Annotated in this window: 16 protein-coding genes; 4 read left to right on the top strand and 12 right to left on the bottom strand. The window is 67.7% G+C overall.

Annotation, left to right across the window (positions count from 1 at the left end; translation table 11 throughout):
• Positions 1-93 precede the first annotated feature (93 nt).
• The 3 genes from agp to ACSYS9_RS06470 all read right to left on the bottom strand — a co-directional run bounded on the left by agp (position 94) and on the right by ACSYS9_RS06470 (position 4976).
• Positions 94-1317 carry a bifunctional glucose-1-phosphatase/inositol phosphatase gene (agp, locus tag ACSYS9_RS06480; RefSeq protein WP_071228456.1) on the bottom strand — a complete coding sequence of 408 codons (1224 nt, stop codon included), beginning with the start codon at positions 1315-1317 and terminating at the stop codon, positions 94-96.
• Between the two features lie 67 nt (positions 1318-1384).
• A complete protein-coding gene (gene smrA, locus ACSYS9_RS06475) occupies positions 1385-3217 on the bottom strand; it encodes a multidrug efflux ABC transporter SmrA (RefSeq protein ID WP_071228457.1) in 1833 nt (610 codons plus the stop codon).
• A 199-nt stretch (positions 3218-3416) separates the two neighbouring features.
• Positions 3417-4976 carry a serine hydrolase gene (locus ACSYS9_RS06470; RefSeq protein WP_071228458.1) on the bottom strand — a complete coding sequence of 520 codons (1560 nt, stop codon included), beginning with the start codon at positions 4974-4976 and terminating at the stop codon, positions 3417-3419.
• Positions 4977-5086: 110 nt separating this feature from the next.
• Here ACSYS9_RS06470 and ACSYS9_RS06465 point away from each other — a divergent pair, with 110 nt between their 5' ends.
• From ACSYS9_RS06465 to ACSYS9_RS06455, 3 genes are read left to right on the top strand one after another with little or no spacing between them, the layout of a single operon-like run.
• Positions 5087-5530 carry a VOC family protein gene (locus ACSYS9_RS06465; protein WP_071228459.1) on the top strand — a complete coding sequence of 148 codons (444 nt, stop codon included), beginning with the start codon at positions 5087-5089 and terminating at the stop codon, positions 5528-5530.
• Positions 5527-6357, top strand: coding sequence for a DUF72 domain-containing protein (locus ACSYS9_RS06460; protein ID WP_071228460.1), 831 nt, complete (start codon positions 5527-5529; stop codon positions 6355-6357). Before ACSYS9_RS06465 ends, ACSYS9_RS06460 begins: the two co-directional genes overlap by 4 nt.
• A gap of 34 nt (positions 6358-6391) precedes the next feature.
• A complete protein-coding gene (locus ACSYS9_RS06455) occupies positions 6392-7339 on the top strand; it encodes a DMT family transporter (RefSeq protein WP_012479593.1) in 948 nt (315 codons plus the stop codon).
• A 45-nt stretch (positions 7340-7384) separates the two neighbouring features.
• Here the strand turns inward: ACSYS9_RS06455 and ACSYS9_RS06450 are convergent, their stop codons facing one another.
• The 6 genes from ACSYS9_RS06450 to ACSYS9_RS06425 all read right to left on the bottom strand — a co-directional run bounded on the left by ACSYS9_RS06450 (position 7385) and on the right by ACSYS9_RS06425 (position 17005).
• Positions 7385-8545, bottom strand: a complete 1161-nt coding sequence (locus ACSYS9_RS06450; protein WP_024956273.1) for an AAA family ATPase — start codon at positions 8543-8545, stop codon at positions 7385-7387.
• A 116-nt stretch (positions 8546-8661) separates the two neighbouring features.
• Positions 8662-9732, bottom strand: coding sequence for a sensor domain-containing diguanylate cyclase (locus ACSYS9_RS06445; protein WP_071228461.1), 1071 nt, complete (start codon positions 9730-9732; stop codon positions 8662-8664).
• 144 nt (positions 9733-9876) lie between these two features.
• Positions 9877-10599 (bottom strand): pseudouridine synthase, encoded by a 723-nt coding sequence (locus tag ACSYS9_RS06440; protein ID WP_005408708.1) that lies wholly within the window; start codon positions 10597-10599, stop codon positions 9877-9879.
• A gap of 34 nt (positions 10600-10633) precedes the next feature.
• Positions 10634-12298 (bottom strand): sensor domain-containing diguanylate cyclase, encoded by a 1665-nt coding sequence (locus tag ACSYS9_RS06435; protein WP_071228462.1) that lies wholly within the window; start codon positions 12296-12298, stop codon positions 10634-10636.
• A 109-nt stretch (positions 12299-12407) separates the two neighbouring features.
• Positions 12408-14831, bottom strand: coding sequence for a putative bifunctional diguanylate cyclase/phosphodiesterase (locus ACSYS9_RS06430; protein ID WP_071228463.1), 2424 nt, complete (start codon positions 14829-14831; stop codon positions 12408-12410).
• 227 nt (positions 14832-15058) lie between these two features.
• Positions 15059-17005, bottom strand: a complete 1947-nt coding sequence (locus ACSYS9_RS06425; protein WP_032128355.1) for a DEAD/DEAH box helicase — start codon at positions 17003-17005, stop codon at positions 15059-15061.
• 266 nt (positions 17006-17271) lie between these two features.
• Here ACSYS9_RS06425 and ACSYS9_RS06420 point away from each other — a divergent pair, with 266 nt between their 5' ends.
• Positions 17272-17493 (top strand): RNA-binding S4 domain-containing protein, encoded by a 222-nt coding sequence (locus tag ACSYS9_RS06420; RefSeq protein WP_010486399.1) that lies wholly within the window; start codon positions 17272-17274, stop codon positions 17491-17493.
• Between the two features lie 25 nt (positions 17494-17518).
• Here the strand turns inward: ACSYS9_RS06420 and ubiM are convergent, their stop codons facing one another.
• From ubiM to ACSYS9_RS06405, 3 genes are all read right to left on the bottom strand, one after another.
• Positions 17519-18697, bottom strand: coding sequence for a 5-demethoxyubiquinol-8 5-hydroxylase UbiM (gene ubiM, locus ACSYS9_RS06415; RefSeq protein WP_071228464.1), 1179 nt, complete (start codon positions 18695-18697; stop codon positions 17519-17521).
• An 80-nt stretch (positions 18698-18777) separates the two neighbouring features.
• The gene (locus tag ACSYS9_RS06410) at positions 18778-19167 is read right to left on the bottom strand and encodes an MAPEG family protein (RefSeq protein WP_071228465.1); all 390 of its coding nucleotides are present in this window, start codon (positions 19165-19167) and stop codon (positions 18778-18780) included.
• Positions 19168-19178: 11 nt separating this feature from the next.
• Complete coding sequence (locus tag ACSYS9_RS06405) at positions 19179-19724, bottom strand: DUF4019 domain-containing protein (protein ID WP_032128358.1); 546 nt, start codon at positions 19722-19724, stop codon at positions 19179-19181.
• Positions 19725-19755: the final 31 nt, after the last annotated feature.

The following is a 19755-nucleotide window of genomic DNA, read 5'->3' as shown; positions in this document are numbered from 1 at the left end:
TTTTCTGTTCGGCGTCCCGGGATGGACCCATCCACGCATGGCGTGGATCTACTACCCGCCTGCCAGTAGATCCACGCCATGCGTGGATGGCATTCAATTCACCGCGCGATGCAGCACGCGCTCGAACTGCACGTCACTGCATCCATTCTGCCCACACCCGGGAAGCGCGAGCTCCACCCGACCGGGTGGCTGTACATCGCTCAACGGCAGCGCATCTCGCAGTTGCGCGGTGGTCGGGTAGACGTAGGCCAGGCGGAAACGCACTTCGCCGGCCCCACGATCACGCCAGCGTTCAAACTGCAGCAGGCCGCCGATCGGTGTCTTCTCATACTGGCCCGGCAACGTGTAGTCCGTGATTCCCAGCGCCGCCAGTACGGAACCGATGTTGGAATCGTGGCCGACCAGCAGGCTCACCTTCGGTGACGCCGGATCTTCGAACAGCCCGTTTATTCTTGCCAAAAGCGGCGCGGCCACGTCCCGCGCCACCTCGGGTGTTCCGAACAGGATGTCCTGGTAGCGGTTGCGGATCTGCGCCAGCGCCTGCCATTGCGCCTCGGTGGTCAACCGGCCCCAGCCTTCGCGGGGGATGCCACTGCCCTGGTAGTGCTCCATCAACAAGGCATCGACCAGCCCGCTGGCCAGCGCCAGTGATCCGGACGCGCGAGGCTCCTTGCCCGGTTCCGTACTGAAGGTGGTATCGGCCAGCGCCAGATGGCAGTCGCTGTGCCCCTTGCATGCCGCCGACTGCGGATAGCGGGTGATCTCTTCCACCACGGACAGAGCCGGTGCCAGGTCCACTGCGGCCAGCGCTCGCTGCATTGACTCCAGCGCGCGCGTGCGGAATGCCGCGTCGTCGCGGCGGATCACCGGATCGAACAACGGATCCATCGAGCCCAGCGGCATGCGCTGTTCGACCGAAACATGGCAGCCCGGGAAAGCACCGGCAACGAAGAACTGCGCGGTGGCCTGGGTGCGCTGCAGGCTGTTGGCGTACGCATGGAAGTCATCCTCCTGCGGGCAACCCGACACCGGCAACAGCTGCGCCTGGCGCAGCCACTGGGCGATGTAGCGGCCCATGTAGACCTCCAGCACGCCTCCCTTGGTGGTCAGCTCGCCCGGTGCCACCTCCCAGCGCGGCCAGACCTCGGGCGTCGCATTGGCGAGCGCGCCGGAGGCCACCACCGGCGCGCGCAGGTTGTGACGGCTGAGCAGGACGACCTGCTTGAGCTGGTCGCCGTCCATGGGTGCCGGCGCAGCCGTGGCAACCGTGGCAACCAGGCTGAGTGCCAGCAACAGGGAGCGCAGGGGGCGGATCATGCAGGTCTCCGGAAACACGCTGGGGTCAGAGCCCTTTCCTGCAGAAAGGGATCCGACCCCGAAGCGATCATTGATCGGCAGCAACAAATCCACCGGTCTGCCGCGCCCACAACCGTGCGTACAGGCCACCGGCCGCAATCAGCTCGGCATGGGTGCCGGTCTCCACGATGCGTCCCTGGTCCATCACCACCAACCGGTCCATGCGCGCGATGGTCGACAGCCGGTGCGCGATCGCGATCACCGTCTTGCCGCCCATCAGCTCATCCAGGCTGTCCTGGATCGCCGCTTCCACTTCCGAGTCCAGTGCCGAGGTTGCTTCGTCCAGCACCAGGATCGGTGCGTCCTTCAGCAGCACGCGGGCGATGGCGATGCGCTGGCGCTGACCACCGGACAGCTTCACGCCGCGCTCGCCCACGTGCGCGTCGTAGCCACGCCGGCCCTGCCCGTCCACCAGCGTATCGATGAAGGCTGCGGCGCGCGCCTTGGCCACAGCGGCATGCAGCTGCTCGTCAGTGGCATCGGGGCGGCCATACAGCAGGTTGTCGCGGATCGAGCGATGCAGCAGCGAGGTGTCCTGGGTGACCACGCCGATCTGCTGGCGCAGGCTCTCCTGGGTGACATGGGCGATGTCCTGATCGTCGATCAGGATGCGGCCGCTTTCCAGGTCGTAGAGCCGCAGCAGCACGTTGACCAGGGTCGACTTGCCGGCACCGGAAGGACCGACCAGGCCGATCTTCTCGCCCGGCTTCACCACCAGGTCCAGGCCGGCAATCACACCGCCCTTCTTGCCGTAGTGGAAGTGGATGTCCTGGAAGTGCACGCCACCACGGGTCACCTGCAACGGCACCGCATCCTCGCGGTCCTGCACGGTCAGCGGCTGGGCGATGGTGGTGATGCCGTCCTGCACCGTACCGATGTCCTCGAAGATGCCGTTGATGGTCCACATGATCCAGCCGGACATGTTGTGGATGCGGATCACCAGGCCGGTCGCCAGCGTGATCGCGCCAACAGTGATGTGGCCACCGTTCCACAGCCACAGCGCGAGCCCACAGGTACCGGCAATCAGGAAACCGTTGACGATGGCGATGGTCAGGTCCATGCCGGTGGTGATGCGGGTCTGCGCACGGTGCTTGACCGCCAGTTCCTGGATCGACTCGGCCACATAGGCCTGCTCGCGTCCGCCATGGGCGAACAGCTTCAACGTGGGAATGTTGGTGTAGCCATCAACGATGCGGCCCATCGCCTTGGAACGCGCTTCGGAGGCGATCCATGCGCGTTCCTTCGCGCGCGGAACGAAGTAGGCCAGGATCACTGCATAGGCCAGCAGCCACAGGATCAACGGCACCATCAGCCGCCAGTCGGCCTGCGCGAACAGGTACAGCGCGGTGCCGGTGTAGACCACGATGTACCAGAGCGAGTCGACCATCTGCACTGCCGATTCGCGCAGCGAGGTACCGGTCTGCATCACCCGGTTGGCCACGCTGCCGGCGAAGTCGTTCTGGAAGAAGTTCAGGCTCTGCCGCACCACGTAGTTGTGCATCAGCCAGCGCGAGCGGTTGCTCAGGCCAGGCACGATGGCCTGGTTGACCAGCAGGTTGTGCAGGCCGACCAGGATCGGCCGCGCGATGACCGTGATGAACAGCATCCAGCCCAGCTCATTGGCATGGCGCTTGAAGAAATCGCCCCCCGGCTGCTCGGCGACCATGTCGACGATGCGGCCCAGGTAATCGAACATTGCCACTTCCACCAGCGCCAGCAGCAGGCCGGCGATCAGGGTGGCCAGCAGCACCGGCCACACCGGGCGCAGGTAGTGCAGGTAGAACGGCACCACCTTGCGCGGCGGCATGCGCCCGTCCACGGGCGGAAACACCGGGATCAGGGATTCAAACCAACGGAACATCGCATTCCCTCGCCATCAATAGCCGGCGGAGTATCCCACGCCGGGTGTGTACGCCAGCCGATGATCGCCGCGGTTCCGGTAGTGCCGGCCGCTGGCCGGCCCCCTCGCGACGCTTCCGGGGATCATCAGGTTGCCGGCCAGCGGCCGGCACTACCGATGGGATTCGTCAAACGGCAGCGCAGGGCCACGCCCGGCGGCGTCATTTCACCGGGGTGAACAGCAGGTCCTGGAAATCGAAGCTGAAATCGGTCAGGTCGGAGATCGACTGCATGCGCACCTCGCGCACCTTGCCGTCCGGATCCAGGCTGAAGTTCACGAACGCGTCGGCGTTGAGCGAACGGTCGTCCCAGCGCACGATGAAGGTGTCATGCTGCCAATGCTCCAGGCGCCCGCTCAGCTGCGCGGTCTTCATGAAGCGCAGGCGCAGGCCCTTGCCCTCGGCACTGACCTGCATGTCGCCATACCAGCGGTCGCGGAACGTGCCGGTGTAGCCGGCCAGTGCCAGCGATGGCTTGCTGCCCTTGTCGCGCGCGCTCTGGTGCTTGGCCCAGGCCTCGTCGGCCTTGTCCTGGCCCTTGGCCACGGCCTTGGCATAAGCGTCCACCCAGTCGTGCTTCTCGCCCCCCAGGTAAGCATCAAGCACGCTCAGGGTGATCGCGTTGAACGCCGCGCCCACTTCCTGGTTGGTCAGCACCACCACGCCCAGCTTCTCGCCCGGCACCAGGGTCAGCCGCGAAACCATGCCCGGCCAGCCACCGGTGTGCCAGACCAGTTTCTGCCCGCGGTAATCGCTCAGGCTCCAGCCTTCGCCATAGCCGGCAAAGTTGGCCCGCGCCGGCGCCAGCTCCGGCACGCTCGGCGCCGGGATCGACTGCGGGGTGATCATCCGCCACATCTGCTGCTGGCTCTTTTCGCTGAACAGCGCAGTGCCGTCGGCCAGCTTGCCCTCGGCCAGCTGCACCTGCATCCAGCGTGCCATGTCGTGCGCACTGGAATAGATGCCACCGGCGCCGGCATTGTTCGACCAGGTCAACGGCGCGACGGTGCGCAGGTCCTTGAAATCGTACTTGGCGTGGCCGACCGCCGCCTTGTCGCCCGGCTTCAGGTGGTCGGCGTTGTAGCGCGTGCCGGCCATGCCCACCTTGTCGAAGATGCGGGTCTGCAGGAACTGCTGGTAGCTCATGCCGGAGACGTGCTCGATCACCTGCTGGGCGACCGCGTACAGGATGTTGTCGTAGGCGTAGCTCTCGCGGAAGCCGCCTTTCAACGGCACTTTGCCCAGCCGCTGTACCACTTCGGCGTTGCTGTAGGAGGTGGTCGGCCAGAACAGCAGGTCACCGGCGCCCAGGCTCAGGCCGCTGCGATGCGACAGCAGGTCACGAATGGTCATCTGCCCGGTCACGAACGGATCGGACATGCGGAACGACGGCAGGTGGTCGATCACCTTGTCGTCCATCTTCAGCTTGCCGTCCTCGGCCAGCAGGTTCAGCGAGGTGGCGGTGAACGCCTTGGTATTGGAGGCGATCGCGAACAGCGTGTCGGCCTGCACCGGCTCCGGCTTGCCCTGCTCGCGCACGCCCCAGCCGCGCTCCAGCACCACCTGGCCGTCCTTGACCACGGCCACGGCGATGCCCGGCACTTCGAACTGCGCGCGCACGCGCTCGACGGTCGCATCCAGGTCCTGCAGCGGCGGCGGGGTCGCCGCGCTCGCCATGGTCGTGCACGCCAGCAGCACGGCACCTCCGATCCAGGTTTTCATCCAGCACGATCTCCGAACAGGGGTAGCGGCCATGTGCAGGCCGTCACCGGGGTTTCGCGGGATGGTAACGGTCCGCGGCGCACCCTGCCCTGTGCCATAGGAGGGGTGTCATGGGCGAGAACGGCCAACCCAGCAGCGGCTCCACCATCATTCCGTGCCTGCGCTACCGCGACGCGCAGGCCGCCATCGACTGGCTGCAGCGTGCCTTCGGCTTCCATGCCCAGGCCGTCTACGCCGAGGGCGATACGGTCTTCCATGCGCAGCTCACCTTCGGCCACGGCATGATCATGCTCGGTTCGGTCAACAAGGAAAGCGAATGGAACCAGCATGCCGTGATGCCTGACGAGGTCGGCGGACGCCAGACCCAGAGCGCCTGCGTGATCGTCAGCGATGCCGATGCGCACCATGCCCGGGCCAAGGCCGCCGGCGCGCGCATCGTCATCGACATCGCCGACCAGGACTACGGCGGCCGTGGCTACGCCTGCGCCGACCCGGAAGGCTACCTGTGGTGGTTCGGCAGCTACGATCCGTGGCGCGCGGACCACGGCCAATGACCACAGCTGCCGGCCACGCGGCCATCCGCTGCGGCATCGGCGGCTGGGTGTTTCCCGAATGGCGCGGCGGTGTGTTCTATCCAGCAGGCCTGCCGCAGCGCGAGGAACTGGCCCACGCCAGCCGTGCCCTGCGCTGCATCGAGATCAACGGCACGTTCTACCGCACGCCCACTGCGGCCCAGTGCGCGCAATGGGCTGCACAGACACCCGGCGGTTTCCGCTTCTCGATGAAGGCGCCGCGCTACCTGGTGCAGCGCCGCGACCTGTCCAGCACCGTGGAGGCCGCCGCACCGTTCCTCGAGGCGGCGTTGGCGCTCGGTGACCGGCTCGGCCCGTTGCTGTGGCAGTTCGATCCGCGTCATCCGGCTGATGCCGATGCATTGGGCGCGCTGATGGCGCAGCTGCCGCAGCAGCTGCAGGGGGTGCCGCTGCAGCACGCGCTGGAGGTGCGCAACGCCGGGGCGCATGGCCCGGCGCTGGTTGCCGCCGCGCGCCGACACGGCGTGGCGCTGGTGATCGAGGACAGCGACGAGGCGCCCCTGCACGGTGATGTCAGTGCCGGCTTCGTCTACGCGCGGATCAAGCGCAGCCAGGCCCGCTTGAACGAAGGCCTGCCAGCGCCGCTGCAGCAGCGCTGGGCCGAACGTGCCCTGCGCTGGTCACGCGGCGAGCCGGTGGATGACCTGCCCTGCCTGGCCGGGGCGGCCCCGGAAACCCCGCGCGAGGTCTACCTGCTGTGCATCGGCGCAGGCAAGGCACGCAACCCGGCAGCGGCGATGGCCCTACAGCGGCAGGTGGACGCCCCCCGCAATTCCTCACGCGGATAGCGCTGCGGTCATCGCCTTGCCTCACAATAGGCGGATGAGCACACCCGACACCCGCAAAGCGCTGTGGCAGATCCATTTCTGTGTCCTGCTGTGGGGCGTCACCGCCATCCTCGGCAAGCTGATCACCCTGCCCGCGCTGCCGCTGGTGTGGTGGCGCATGCTGCTGGTAACGGCGATGCTGGCCCTGCTGCCGCGGGTCTGGCGCGGACTGCGTACGCTGCCGCTGCGGCTGGTAGCCGGTTATGCCGGCATCGGCGCCCTGGTCGCCCTGCACTGGCTGACGTTCTACGGCGCGGTGAAGCTGGCCAACGCCTCGGTGGCCGCCACCTGCATCGCGCTGGCGCCGGTATTCACCTCGATCATCGAACCGTGGGTAGCCAAGCGACCGTTCCAGCTGCGTGAACTCGCCTTCGGCCTGGCCGTGCTGCCGGGTGTTGCACTGGTGGTCGGTGGCGTGCCCGATGGCATGCGCCTGGGTGTGCTGATCGGCGCGATATCGGCGCTGCTGGTGGCGGTGTTCGGCTCGCTCAACAAGCGCATGGTCAGCCACGCCGATCCGCTTACGGTCACGGCACTGGAGCTGGGCGCCGGCACCCTCACCCTGACCCTGCTGGCACCGCTGATGCCCTACCTGCTGCCAGCACTGGCCAGCCCGCTGTGGGTAGTCCCGAATCTGCACGACGGCATCCTGCTGCTGGTGCTGGCCGGGTTCTGCACGCTGCTGCCGTTCGCCCTGGCCCTGGTCGCGCTGCGCCACCTGAGCGCCTATACGGTGCAGTTGGTGACCAACCTGGAACCGGTCTATGCGGTGGTGCTGGCGGTGGTGCTGCTGCGCGAGCAGCACGAGGTCACGCCGTGGTTCTACCTGGGCGTGGCGATCATTGTCGGCGCGGTGTTCCTGCATCCGCTGCTGAACCGCCGCAAGCCGGTGCAGCACCCGGAAATCCTTGGCACGGCCGAGGCACGCAACATCGCCGATTGAGTGCATCCGCGCATGGCGTGGATCTGCCGGATCCGGATCGATGTCTCAACGCTGCGGCCAATGCCAGGCCGGCGCATCCAGCAGGCCCTGCCCGCTCAGCAGCGTGCGGCCCTGTTCCTTGTGCAGATGCAGCGAGTGGCAGCCCGGCGCCTGCTCCAACGCCGCGATCAGCCGGCTGGCGTGTGACACCACCCACACCTGGCTGCGCGCACTGGCGGCGATGATCAGCCGCGCCAGCGCCGGCAGCAGGTCCGGATGCAGGCTGGTCTCCGGCTCGTTCAGCACCAGCAGCGGCGGTGGCCGCGGCGTGTGCAGTGCCGCGGCCAGCAGCAGGAATCGCAGGGTACCGTCAGACAATTCGGCCATCGACAACGGCCGCAGCAGCCCGGGCTGGTGGAATCGCAGGGCCAGTCGACCGTCCAGCTCTTCGAAGCCGACCGTGGCGCCGGGGAAGGCATCATCGACACTGCGTGCCAACGCAACCGGATCTCCGATCTCGAGAATGGTCACCCAGGCCGCCGCCAGGTCCCGGCCGTCGTGATGCAGCACCGGCGTGCGCGTTGCCATCGCCGGTTGTCGCGCCGGGGCATCGGCGTCGCTGCGGAAATGATCGTAGAAGCGCCAGCGACGGATGTACTCACGCAGGGCGATGGTTTCCGGCATGCGCTGCGGATCGCCGACCTGGGTGAACAGGCTGTCGAACAGTGACAACCGGTCATCCACGAGATCCCAGCCGTGCGCATGGCGTTGCCGCACCATTGCCCCACGGCGATCGACCAGCAGGTTGGCGCTGCGCAGGAACGGCCCGGCCCAGATCGCCTCCGCCTTGATCTGCGGATCCAGCGCAAACGCGGAACGGCTGGGTGGCGGGTAGCCCAGGTCGATGGCATAGCCGAACTCGTCGGTGGTGAATCCCAGCTTCAGCCCCACTGACGCCTGCCGGGGCCCGCCCTGCAGCGGGATCTCGCCGGCCGCGACCCGGCGATCGATGGATTCGGGGCCGGCCCACAGCGCCGAACCAAGTCCCCCTTCGCGGGCCAGCACCGCCGCGACGCCGCCCTGGGCGGTTTCCGCCAGCAGGCGCAGCGCGCGGTACAGGCTGGATTTGCCACTGCCGTTGTCACCGGTGACCACGTTCAACGGCTGCAGCGGCAGTACCAGCCCGTGCAGCGAGCGATAGTGGGCGATGGCCAGGGTCTGCAGCATGGCTGGTGTCCGTGGAAACAGGGACGTCATGCTGGCCGGTTCTGATCGCAGGAGCTGCGACGCGATGTGAATCGGAAACTGCATCCACGCATGGCGTGGATCTACCTGGGGGTGCTTCAGCCCGCCCGTTCCACCCGGTTGCGACCATTGCCCTTGGCCCGGTACAGCGCCTTGTCGGCGCGCGCCAGCATGTCATCCACGCTTTCACCTGGCTGGTGCTGGGCAACACCGATGCTGATCGTGACCGGGAATCCAAGCGGCAGGTCAGCCACGGCCAGGCGCAGGAACTCGCATTGCAGTTCGGCCGTGTGCAGGTCCGTGCCCGGCATTACCGCCACGAACTCCTCGCCGCCGTAGCGCGCAGCCATGCCGCGGCCGGCGAAGTGCGAGCGCAGCAGCACGCCCAGCTCGGCCAGTACCCGGTCGCCGGTGGCGTGGCCCTGGAAGTCATTGATGTGCTTGAAATGATCAATGTCCAGCAGGGCCACGCAGGCTACTCCCGGTTGCCCATCGATCTCCGCAACCGCCTCTTCCAGTGCCGCTGCCATCGCGCGGCGGTTGGGCAGGCCGGTCAGCGCATCGGTGCGGCTCTGTTCGGCCAGGTCGGCATTCTGCGCCAGCAGCACGTCCTGGTACTCCGACAGCAGGCGCTCGTAGTCATCGCGTTCCAGCATGTGCTTCTGGATGTCGAGCGCGAAACGACGCAGCTCCATCACCAGCATCACCTGCCGTGACAGCGCGGCCAGCGCCTCGGCCTTGTCGCTGGGCAGGTGCTGCGGCTGTGCATCGAACACGCACAGCGTACCCAGCGGCAGGCCATCGGAACTGATCAGCGGCGCACCGGCGTAGAAGCGGATGTGCGGGTCGCCGGTCACCACCGGGTTGTCGTGGAAGCGGATGTCCTGCAACGCATCCTCGACCACCATGATTTGGTGCGGCTGCAGGATGGCGTGGCCACACATCGATTCGCTGCGCAGGTTTTCCGCCGCGTCGATGCCCTGGATCGACTTGAACCATTGCCGTTCGACGTCAATCAGGGTCACCGCTGCCATCGAGGTACCGCAGACCGCCTTGGCGATCGCCACCAGGTCGTCGAATGACTTCTCGCGCTGCGAATCAAGGATCCGGTAGCGGTACAGCGCCTGGAGCCGAAGGGCTTCGTTGGCAGGCTTGTCGGGCTTGATCATGCAGCGTCACGTTCCGGCAGGTCACTGCAAAGTCTAGCTGATGCCCGCGCGTAATCCGCACAACGGGGAGTGCCGGCCGCTGGCCGGCATCCCGCACTCATTCGATGCCTGGAGCAGCTGGCCAGCGGCCGGCACTACCGCGCGTTACCAGTCCAGCTGCTTCGGCAGCAGGCCCTGCAGTTCCTGCTCGGTCAGGTTGCGCCACTGGCCCGGCTTCAGCGCGCCGATCTTGATGTTGTCGATGCGCACGCGGCGCAGCTGGGTCACGCGATAGCCGAATTCGGCGGCCATCAGGCGGATCTGCCGGTTCAGGCCCTGCTGCAGGGTGATACGGAAGCCGAACTTGGCGATGCGCGAGGTCTTGCACGGCAGCGTCATCTGGTCGTGGATGCGCACGCCGCGCGCCATGCCGCGCAGGAACTCATCGGTGACCGGCTTGTTCACCGCCACCAGGTATTCCTTCTGGTGGCCATTTTCGGCGCGCAGGATCTGGTTGACGATGTCGCCGTTGCTGGTCATCAGGATCAACCCCTCGGATTCCTTGTCCAGGCGGCCGATCGGGAAGATGCGCTGTTCGTGGCCGACGAAGTCGACGATGTTGCCCTTGACCGAAGTTTCGGTCGTGCAGGTGACGCCTACCGGCTTGTTCAATGCGATGTAGACGTGGCGGCGGGCGCCGGGCTTGCGTGCCACGCGGGCGCGCAGCGGCTGGCCGTCGACCAGCACCTGGTCTTCCTCGCCCACCACCGCGCCGGTACCGGCCGGATGGCCGTTGACGGTAACGCGGCGCGCGGCGATCAGGCGATCGGCCTCGCGGCGGGAGCAGAAGCCGGTGTCGGCGATATGTTTGTTGAGTCGGGTGGTCATCGGCCCATTATCCGGCATCGCCGCCCGCTGCGCTTCATGCCAGGGCGGGCGGATCGAGCTCCTCACCGTCGAAGACCCGGTTGCGGCCCGCCCGCTTTGCCACGTACATGGCATGGTCGGCGCGCCGCAGCAGCCCGGCCAGATCGTCCTCGCCCGGTCGCCACTGCGCCAGGCCGATGCTGGCGGTCACCTCCAGCCCCGGCACCTGCAGGGCCTGGCCAGCCTCGGTGATGCGCTGGCGCAGGCGGTCCAGCCGTGCCGACGCCGCCTCGCGCGGCATGCCGGGCATCAGCAGCAGGAACTCTTCGCCGCCCATCCGCACCACTTCGTCCTGGCTGCGCACCGCCGCGCGCAGGGCACGCGCCACCGCCACCAGCACCTGGTCGCCCACTGCGTGGCCGTGGCGGTCGTTGATGTCCTTGAACAGGTCGATGTCGAGGAAGCCGATCACCAACGGGCCGCGCTCACGGTCCACCCGTTCCAGATGGCGGGCCAGCTGCTGCAGTCCGGCGCGACGGTTGGGAAGCCCGGTCAGGCCATCGGTCTCGGCCAGCTGGCGAAGTTCATCACGCTGCTGGCGCAGCCGGCCCAGCCGCTGGTTCATGGCATAGGCGGCCATCATCAGCAGCCAGGTCACCGACAGCTGCAGTGCTTCCACCCGGTACTCCAGCAGCCACCCCGCACTGCTGGCATCGGCGGCGATCATCACAAGCAGCGGCACCAGCGCCGCCAGGCCCGCCAACGCCCAGCAGTCACCGCGCAACCAGGCACGCATGCCAGCGGCCAGTGACAACAGGCAACCGAGGATGAAGGTCAGCTGCAGGCTCTGCGCGACCAGCGCCAGGGATTCCCAGCGCAGCCACGGCACCAGCACGGCCAGTCCCATCAGGCCCCACAGCACAGCCTGCTGTGCCGGCCGCGAGCGCGGCAGCAAGCGGTCCCCGCCGTTGAGGCGCCACAGAGCGGGCAGTACCAGCGCCTGGGTCGCGGCGGTCAGCGCCAGCAGCCACCATGCGCCGCGCTCGCCCACCGGCAGCCACGGTTCGGGGTAGCCGCTCAAGCCGCCAAGAACCGCCTGCCACACCACCACCACGATCGTCGCGCCGATGTAGACCAGGAAGCTGCGGTCACGGGTGGTCAGGTAGGCCATCAATGCCGACAGCGCCAGCGCGATCGCCACCGCGATGCAGGCCGCGCGCACCAGCAGGCGGGCGGTATCGTTCTGCTGGACCGCACTGGGCGCCCCCAGCCGCAAGGTCGGCACCCAGCGCGCTTTCAGCGGCGCCTGCCACGACACCAGGAACGGCTCATGGCTGCCTGCCGCTGGCACCGCCACCAGGCCGATGCCGGCGCGGAAGCGCGAATCACGGGTGCGCGCATCGTGCATGTTGCCGCAGATCTCGCGGTCACCATGCTGTACGCGGACTTCGCCAGCGAACACGTTGAACACATCCAGCGCCTGGGGTTGCCCCGACCAGCCCCCGGGCGGCGCCGGTACCTCTACCTGCTCGCGCGGCCCGGCCAGCATCGCGGGCGTACAGCCACGATGGGGTGTCGGTTCGTCCGTCGGTGCGCCAACCAGCAGGAAATCCCGGCCCGCCTCGGCCAGGCGCGCGTGCACCAGACCGGGAAGCAACACTCCCATCAGCAGGACGACCAGCAGCGCCCCTGTTTCGTACCGCCACTGCCTGACGCCCACGCCACATCCTGTTCCTGCTTACGTCCGCGCCCACTGCGCGTCGCCCCTGGCGCGCATTATCGCAGCCGGGCACGCCACGCATGTGTAGACCAAAGTCGGCGCCCGCGGTTCAGCCAGCCGCCGGCGGCCCCTTCACCGCGACCAGCCGTACCGGGCGCAGATCGACCAGGGTCAGCCGCTCCAGCGGCTGCGGCCGTTCGATGGCATAGCCCTGCAGCCCTTGTACGCCAAGCCGGGTCAGCGCACCGGCAACCTCGGCGGTCTCCACCCACTCGGCCACTACTTCCATCTGCAGCTCGCGCCCGAGCTCGCTGATCGCACGCACCGTGGCGTGGCTGACCGGGTCGGTGTCCATGTCACGCACGAAGGTGCCGTCGATCTTCAGGATGTCCGCAGGCAGCTGGCGCAGATAGCCGAACGAGGACAGGCCGGAGCCGAAGTCATCCAGTGCCATCCGGCAGCCACGCGCCTTGACCGCATCGATGAAAGCGCGTGCCTGGCTGAGGTTGCTGATCGCCGCGGTCTCGGTGATCTCGAAACACAGTTTCGAGGCCAGCGCGCGGTTGCGCTCGAGCAGGTCGCAGACGAAGGCGAGGAATCCCGGCTCGGCGATCGACTGCGCCGAAACGTTGACGTTGCACAGGCCCAGCTGGCGCACGTGTGCCGGGCAGACCTGCAGGTGGCGGAACAACAGCCCGAGCACGTGCCGGTCCAGCGCCACCGCCATGCCGTATCGCTCCACCGCCGGCATGAACTGACCGGGCAGGTGCAGGCTGCCATCGGTACCGCGCATGCGCACCAGCACTTCGTAGTGCAGGTAGGACGGATCGCCCACGCGGGCGATGCGCTGCGCGTACAGCAGCATGCGATTCTCCGCCATGGCCAGGCTGACACCCTGCAGACGCTCGGCCTCCTGCCGCCGCTCCTCCAGCGCCATGCGGTTCTCGTTGAAGCAGTGCACGCGGTTGCGACCGGCCTGCTTGGCGGCATAGCAGGCGCTGTCGGCAGCGCTCATCAGCCAGTTCACATCGGGGGCGTCGGCACTGACCTCGACCACGCCGATGCTGCAGCTCAACTGCGGGCTGCCCTCGCTGATCGGGAACGTGGCCTGGCCCAGGTTGCGGATCACCCGCTGCAGTACCCGCTTGGCTTCATCCTGGCCGGCGTGGGCGAGAAACACCGCGAACTCATCGGCCCCCAGGCGGCCGACCCAATCGCCATCACGCACCGCCGCCACCAGATAGTCGGCGAAACCGCGCAGCATCTGGTCGCCGGCGGCATGACCGAAGCTGTCGTTGACCAGCTTGAAGTGGTCCAGGTTGATGTAGCACAGCGCATGCGTACCACCGTCGGTCCGGACCTGCAGCAGCGCGCGTTCCAGCAGGCGTTCGATCTCGCGGCGGTTGATCAGGCCGGTCAGCGGATCGTGGCTGGCGTGATGCTCGATCTCGCGCGCCAGTGCATGGTTCTGGCTGACATCCTCGATGATCGCGAACACCGACAATCCACCACCCGAGCTGCGAACCGCGGTACCGCTCCAGCGTCCCCAGACGAGGCTGCCATCGCGCCGGCGGAAACGCAGCTCGCTCGGCCGCAGCTGCCGGTCCCAGTCGATGCGGCCGACACCATCGAGGACCAGTTCCCCCTCCATCAGCAGGTCACCCAGCAGCATCTGCAGCAGCACATCGCGCCGATAGTCGAGGATATCCGCCATCGCCTGGTTGGCCTCGACCACGCGGCCATCGGTGTCGAGCTTCAGCATGCCGACATTGGCCTGGTAGAACGCCGCGCGGAAGCGGCTCTCGTGCTCGGTCAGGTCCTTGCCTACACGACGCGCCAGCGCCACTGCCATCAGGCTGATCACCAGCACCGACAGGCCACCAACCATCAGCGTGGCGATCCGGACCATGGTGGCCATCCTCAGCAGCGCCTGCGAGAACGCCTGGGCCTGCACCTGCAGGCGGCGGTCGAGATCCCGCAGCTGCTGCAGGTAGCGATTGCGGTCGGCCACGGGCAGTTCACCTGCCGCATGCCTCCGTTGCAGCTCGGCGACCAGGGCCTGCACAGCCTCCAGATCACCATCGGTCTGCCGCCACAGTGCAGTGGCTTCGCGGAATGCTCCCAGGTCACGGGCGTAGCGGAACGAGAACACCAGGCGTGGAATATCGGCGCGCGCGTTGCCGCCCTGCAGGAAACCCTGCCGGGCCTTCTCCTCGTCCGGTACCGCCTGTTCCAGCGCCAGCCGGGCCTGCAGATCCCCCAACGGAATCCGCAGGGCCTGGCGCGCGTCATCCAGGTCCTGCGCATCGCCACGCGCCAGGTAGCGGCTCAGCGCAGCGGTCGCATCCTGCTGCCCCCGCGACCAGTAGCCCTGGCCGGCAATCCAGGCCGTCGAGGCCGCCTGCAGTTCCTGGATCAACGCGGACAGCGCGACCAACCCGATCGCCATGCCCGTCAACAACGCAAAGCGCAATCCCAGGCCACGGGTCATCGGCACCCGCCGGCTCTGCTGGTCCGTGCCACTTCTACCCATCCCGGATCCCCCCGAATGTGCTGCGGTGACAACCTCCCTTGGAACCGGCCCAGCCTATGACCGGCAATGTGTTTGCCATGCGAAAAGGGGACGGAGGGGATTAAGTCGTTTTCGGCATAAGCGCACTGCCGGGCATAAACGACTCAATCCCCTCCGTCCCCTTTTCCAGGCCCATAACGGACAACGCCAGCCCGGAGGCTGGCGTTGTTCAGGACCGCAGGTGCGGCTTAGAAGCTGCGCGGGCCGCGCGGCTTGAAGCCGTCACGACGCGGCGGGCGGCTGTCGCGGTCACCGCCGCGGTCGCCACCGTGGCCACCCGGACCGCCCGGGCCACCGCGACGCGGGCCACCCGGGCCGCCCGGACCACGCTTGTCGAAGCGCGGCTTGAACGGACGCGGGGCCGGGTTGGTGTCTTCACCCGGGGCCAGCGCACGCATCTGCAGCTGCTGGCCGGACACCCACACCTTCTGCAGGTGCGACAGCACGTCCGGCGGCATCTGTGCCGGCAGGTCCAGCAGCGAGAAGTCGTCGTGGATGTCGATGCGGCCGATGAAGCGGCTTTCCAGACCGGCTTCGTTGGCAATGGCGCCAACGATGTTGGCCGGCTTCACGCCGTGCTGGTGGCCGACCGAAATGCGGTAGGTCTCCATGCCCTGCTCCGGCGCACCACGCGGCGGAACCTCGCGGCGCGGACGCTGCTCGAAGCCACCTTCGGCGTCGTCGCGGCGCGGGCCACGCTCGAAGCGCGGACCACGCTCGTTGCGGTCGAAGCGATCGCCACGTTCCGGACGGTCACCACGGTCGAAGCGTTCGCGCGGTGCGCGCTCTTCACGCGGGGCACGCACCGGCGGCTGCAGCAGGAACGGGGTGTCACCCTGCAGCATCTTGGCCAGCGCGGCAGCCACTTCGATGGCCGGCACGTTCTGCTCGTTCTCGAAACGCTCCAGCAGCTGGCGGTAGAAGTCCAGGCCACCGGCGCCGAGGGTTTCGCTGATGCGCGAGGTGAACTTGTTGATGCGGGTGTCGTTGACCGCTTCCACACTCGGCAGCTGCATCTCTTCGATCGGCTGGCGGGTGGCGCGCTCGATCTGGCGCAGCATGCCCTTCTCGCGCGGGGTGGCGAACAGGATCGCCTCGCCGCTGCGGCCGGCACGACCGGTACGGCCGATGCGGTGCACGTAGCTTTCGGTGTCGTACGGGATGTCGTAGTTCAGCACGTGGCTGATGCGCTCCACGTCCAGGCCGCGGGCAGCCACGTCGGTGGCGACCAGGATGTCCAGCTTGCCTTCCTTCAGCATGGCGATGGTGCGCTCACGCTGGGCCTGCTGCATGTCACCGTTGATGGCGGCAGCGGCCAGGCCACGGGCCTGCAGCTTGCTGGCCAGTTCTTCGGTGCCGGCCTTGGTGCGCGCGAAGATGATCATCGCGTCGAACGGCTCGACTTCCAGGATGCGGGTCAGCGCGTCCAGCTTGTGCATGCCGCTCACCCACCAGTAACGCTGGCGGATGTTGGCCGAGGTGGTGGTCTTGGCCGCGATGGTCACTTCCACCGGGTCCTGCAGGTAGGTCTGCGCGATGCGGCGGATCTGCGGCGGCATGGTGGCCGAGAACAGGGCCACCTGGCGCTGCTCCGGCAGCTTCTTCAGCACGGCTTCGACGTCGTCGATGAAGCCCATGCGCAGCATTTCATCGGCTTCGTCCAGCACCAGCGTCTTCAGCTCGGACAGGTCCAGAGTGCTGCGGTCCAGGTGGTCGATCACGCGGCCGGGGGTACCGACCACGATGTGCACGCCGCGGCGCAGGGCCGACAGCTGCTGGCCGTACGGCTGGCCGCCGTACACCGGCAGCACGCGGAAGCCCGGGATCTTCGACGAATAGGACTGGAACGCCTCGGCAACCTGGATGGCCAGTTCGCGGGTCGGCGCCAGGATCAGGGCCTGCGGCTTGATCTGCTGCAGATCGATGTTGGACAGAACCGGCAGCGCGAACGCTGCGGTCTTGCCGGTGCCGGTCTGGGCCTGGCCCAGCACGTCGCGGCCTTCCAGCATCGCCGGGATGGTGGCGGCCTGGATCGGCGACGGGGTTTCGTAGCCGATGGCGGTGACCGCCTGCATCACGGGCTCGGACAGGCCGAGCTGCGCGAACTGCAGCGGCGCTTGGGAATCTTGGGACATGGGGAACTCCGAAGACACTGCCGTCTTCCTGGCAGTGCGATAAAAAAGGTGATGGTCCGCGCTTTGGGCGCCCTTCTTATCGCGTGCCCTGGCGCTGCTCGGTTGGAGGAGATTTCACTCGCTCAGAGCGGAATCATACCGCATTGATCCTGAACAAGGCGTACAGCTTGCCGTGCGCGTACCGTCATGCCCCAAGCTGGCGCACAATACGCGCCCTCTTCACCGGCCCGGCCGCTGGCTGCGCCCTTCCCCAGGAACCCCGCTCCATGCAGATTCTCGAATTCGACCTCGACGGTGACTACGTCGAACTCAAGCAGCTGCTCAAGCTGGCCGACCTGGTCACCAGCGGCGGCGAGGCCAAGATGGTCATCGGCGATGGCCAGGTGCGGGTCGACGGCGAAGTCGAACTGCGCAAGGCCTGCAAGATCCGCGCAGGCCAGGTGGTCGAGTTCGCCGACAGCCAGATCCGGGTGCTGGCCGCCGGCTGATCTGAACGGGCTGATCTGAACCGGTTCAGGCCACGCGCTGGGTCAGGTGCGAGGCGATCAGCTGCCTGAACGGTGCCACGCCCTGTGCCAGACGCAGGCCCGCCGCGCGCAGCAGCCGCGCCGGGCGGCGATCGTCGGTATACAGGCTGGCGATGGCATTGGTGGCCTCGTACAGCGGCCGCGACGCCAGCCGGTGACCCCGCTGGTAGCTGGCCAGCATGCCTGCGGCAGCGATGTCGGCACCGCGACGCTGCTGTTCGACGATGCCCTGCGCCAGCCGCTGCGCGCTGGCCAGGCCCAGATTGAAGCCATGTGCGGTGACCGGATGCATGCCCACCGCGGCATCGCCGATCAACGCCGAACGCTCGCCGACAAAACGGTGCGCATAGACGCCGACCAGCGGATACGCCTGCGGCGTGGCCACTGGCTGCATGCGGCCAAGACGGTGTTCGAAGCAGGCACCGATGGCCTCACCGAAGGCCACCTCGTCCATCGCCAGCAGTTCTTCAATCTGCCGCGGTGGCAGCGTGATCACTGCTGATGCCTGGCCCTCGTTGAGTGGCAGCAGCGCCATCGTGCGGCCGTAGCCGAACCATTCCCAGGCAGTGTGGTGATGGTCGCGCTCGACCTGCATGCGGCACACCAGCATCGACTTGCCGAAGTCGCGCATCTGCGCACCGATGCCGAGCATGCGGCGCGTTGCTGAGAAGCGGCTGTCAGCGGCGACCAGCAGGCGCGCATGAAGTTGGCTGCCGTCATCGAGTTTGACCACGTGGCCCTGCGCATCGGCCTGCACGCCCAGCACCTTGCGCCCGTCGAACAGCTCCAGGCCGTCCTGCCCCTGCACGGCATCCCATGCAGCGCGGCGGATCAGATGGTTGGGCACCAGCCAACCCAGCGGCTGACCGTCCACCTGGCTGCTGGCGAAGGTCAGCGCGAACGGCGAGCCGCCGTTCATCACCTTGGCATCGCGCAGTTCAGCGACTTCGGCCTGCGGCAGGCGCTGCCACAGCCCCAGCTGCTCCATGCTCTGCCGCGAGGCATGGGTCAGCGCGATCTCACGGCCATCGAAGGCGGCCTCGGCAAGGGCCTGGCGCGGTTGAACTTCGACCAGCCCGACCTGCAGGCCGCTACCGGCCAGCGCACGCGCGAAACACAGCCCCGCCGGTCCGGCGCCGACCACCACCACGTCCATCCTGCGCATGCGCGCCTCCTGCCGTTGATTCAGTCCGCGCCAGCATAGCGCCGCGCACCTGACCGGCCTTGATCTGGATCAGGCCGGGATCACAACAACGCGAACACCAGCGCCAGGATCGACAGCAGCGACACTGCCCAGACCAGGCTGCGCACGTAGGGCACGCCCGCGGCATACAGCGGCAGGTAGACCACGCGCGCCCAGAAGTAGGCCTGCGCCGCCAGCGCCGTGGTGTCGTTGCCGCGCCCGGCCACGACCACTGCGATGGCGGCGGCAGCGAAGAACGGGAACGTCTCCAGGAAGTTGGCCTGCGCACGCTGCAGGCGCCCGGCCAGCGGGCTGAGTGGCCCGGCTTCGCCATCACGCGCCGAGGCATTCCACTTCATCCCACGCTCGCGGGTGACCACGGTGGAGGTAGCGAAGATGTAGACAAAGCCCAGCAGCACCGACCAGGCCAGCATCGTCAGTTCAGTTGCCATCGATCATCTCCTCAGGGTGCCGACGCACGCAGGCTGTAACCGGCCAGGCGCCACACCTGGTCCTCGTCGAAACGGAACGAGACGAGCTCGCGTACCGGCTGCGCGCTGTTGGCGAAACGGGTCGGGAAGCTGACGTTGATGTACAGCCCCTCCGGCACCGCGGCACCGGCGCTGTACTTGACCCGGGTGATGGTCGGCTGGCCACGCCCGGCCAGCGCGCCCAGGCGCGTGCGCTCGGCAGTCAACTGACTGACGAAGGCGGCCTTCGGTACTGCACGGCGCGCGACGGCCGAAGCGCCATCCCACAACTCGCCTGCGCGGTTGGCATCGACCAGCTGCGCCGCCTTCACTGCGGCCGCGCCCATTTCCGCATCCTGCTTCTGCACCTGCGCCTGCTGCGCGGCAGTCAACGCCGGAGCGCCGGCCGTGGCCGGTTTCGCAGCCGCCGGCGATGCCGGTGCGGGGCGCGCGGGTGCCGGTGCAGGCGTGGCCGGCGCGGGTGCCTGCGCCAATGCGGTCAGGGGCAGCAGGGACAGCAGCAGGAGCACGCGCTTCATGGACACCGCCGGTTCTCGGGAAAGAACCGCA

This window comes from Stenotrophomonas sp. STK17_22 (assembly GCF_051983905.1).
Taxonomy (GTDB): domain Bacteria; phylum Pseudomonadota; class Gammaproteobacteria; order Xanthomonadales; family Xanthomonadaceae; genus Stenotrophomonas; species Stenotrophomonas maltophilia_A.
This window is presented reverse-complemented; position numbering and strand designations above follow the sequence as displayed.

Excerpts from the sequence above, each read along its gene's own strand:
- ACSYS9_RS06420 (WP_010486399.1), top strand. The coding sequence starts at position 17,272 with ATGCAGATTCTCGAATTCGACCTCGACGGTGACTACGTCGAACTCAAG.
- ubiM (WP_071228464.1), bottom strand. The coding sequence starts at position 18,697 with ATGCGCAGGATGGACGTGGTGGTGGTCGGCGCCGGACCGGCGGGGCTG.
- ACSYS9_RS06430 (WP_071228463.1), bottom strand. The coding sequence starts at position 14,831 with ATGGGTAGAAGTGGCACGGACCAGCAGAGCCGGCGGGTGCCGATGACC.
- ACSYS9_RS06445 (WP_071228461.1), bottom strand. The coding sequence starts at position 9,732 with ATGATCAAGCCCGACAAGCCTGCCAACGAAGCCCTTCGGCTCCAGGCG.
- ACSYS9_RS06405 (WP_032128358.1), bottom strand. The coding sequence starts at position 19,724 with ATGAAGCGCGTGCTCCTGCTGCTGTCCCTGCTGCCCCTGACCGCATTG.
- ACSYS9_RS06440 (WP_005408708.1), bottom strand. The coding sequence starts at position 10,599 with ATGACCACCCGACTCAACAAACATATCGCCGACACCGGCTTCTGCTCC.
- ACSYS9_RS06470 (WP_071228458.1), bottom strand. The coding sequence starts at position 4,976 with ATGAAAACCTGGATCGGAGGTGCCGTGCTGCTGGCGTGCACGACCATG.
- ACSYS9_RS06425 (WP_032128355.1), bottom strand. The coding sequence starts at position 17,005 with ATGTCCCAAGATTCCCAAGCGCCGCTGCAGTTCGCGCAGCTCGGCCTG.
- ACSYS9_RS06460 (WP_071228460.1), top strand. The coding sequence starts at position 5,527 with ATGACCACAGCTGCCGGCCACGCGGCCATCCGCTGCGGCATCGGCGGC.
- ACSYS9_RS06455 (WP_012479593.1), top strand. The coding sequence starts at position 6,392 with ATGAGCACACCCGACACCCGCAAAGCGCTGTGGCAGATCCATTTCTGT.
- ACSYS9_RS06410 (WP_071228465.1), bottom strand. The coding sequence starts at position 19,167 with ATGGCAACTGAACTGACGATGCTGGCCTGGTCGGTGCTGCTGGGCTTT.
- ACSYS9_RS06450 (WP_024956273.1), bottom strand. The coding sequence starts at position 8,545 with ATGCTGCAGACCCTGGCCATCGCCCACTATCGCTCGCTGCACGGGCTG.
- smrA (WP_071228457.1), bottom strand. The coding sequence starts at position 3,217 with ATGTTCCGTTGGTTTGAATCCCTGATCCCGGTGTTTCCGCCCGTGGAC.
- ACSYS9_RS06465 (WP_071228459.1), top strand. The coding sequence starts at position 5,087 with ATGGGCGAGAACGGCCAACCCAGCAGCGGCTCCACCATCATTCCGTGC.
- agp (WP_071228456.1), bottom strand. The coding sequence starts at position 1,317 with ATGATCCGCCCCCTGCGCTCCCTGTTGCTGGCACTCAGCCTGGTTGCC.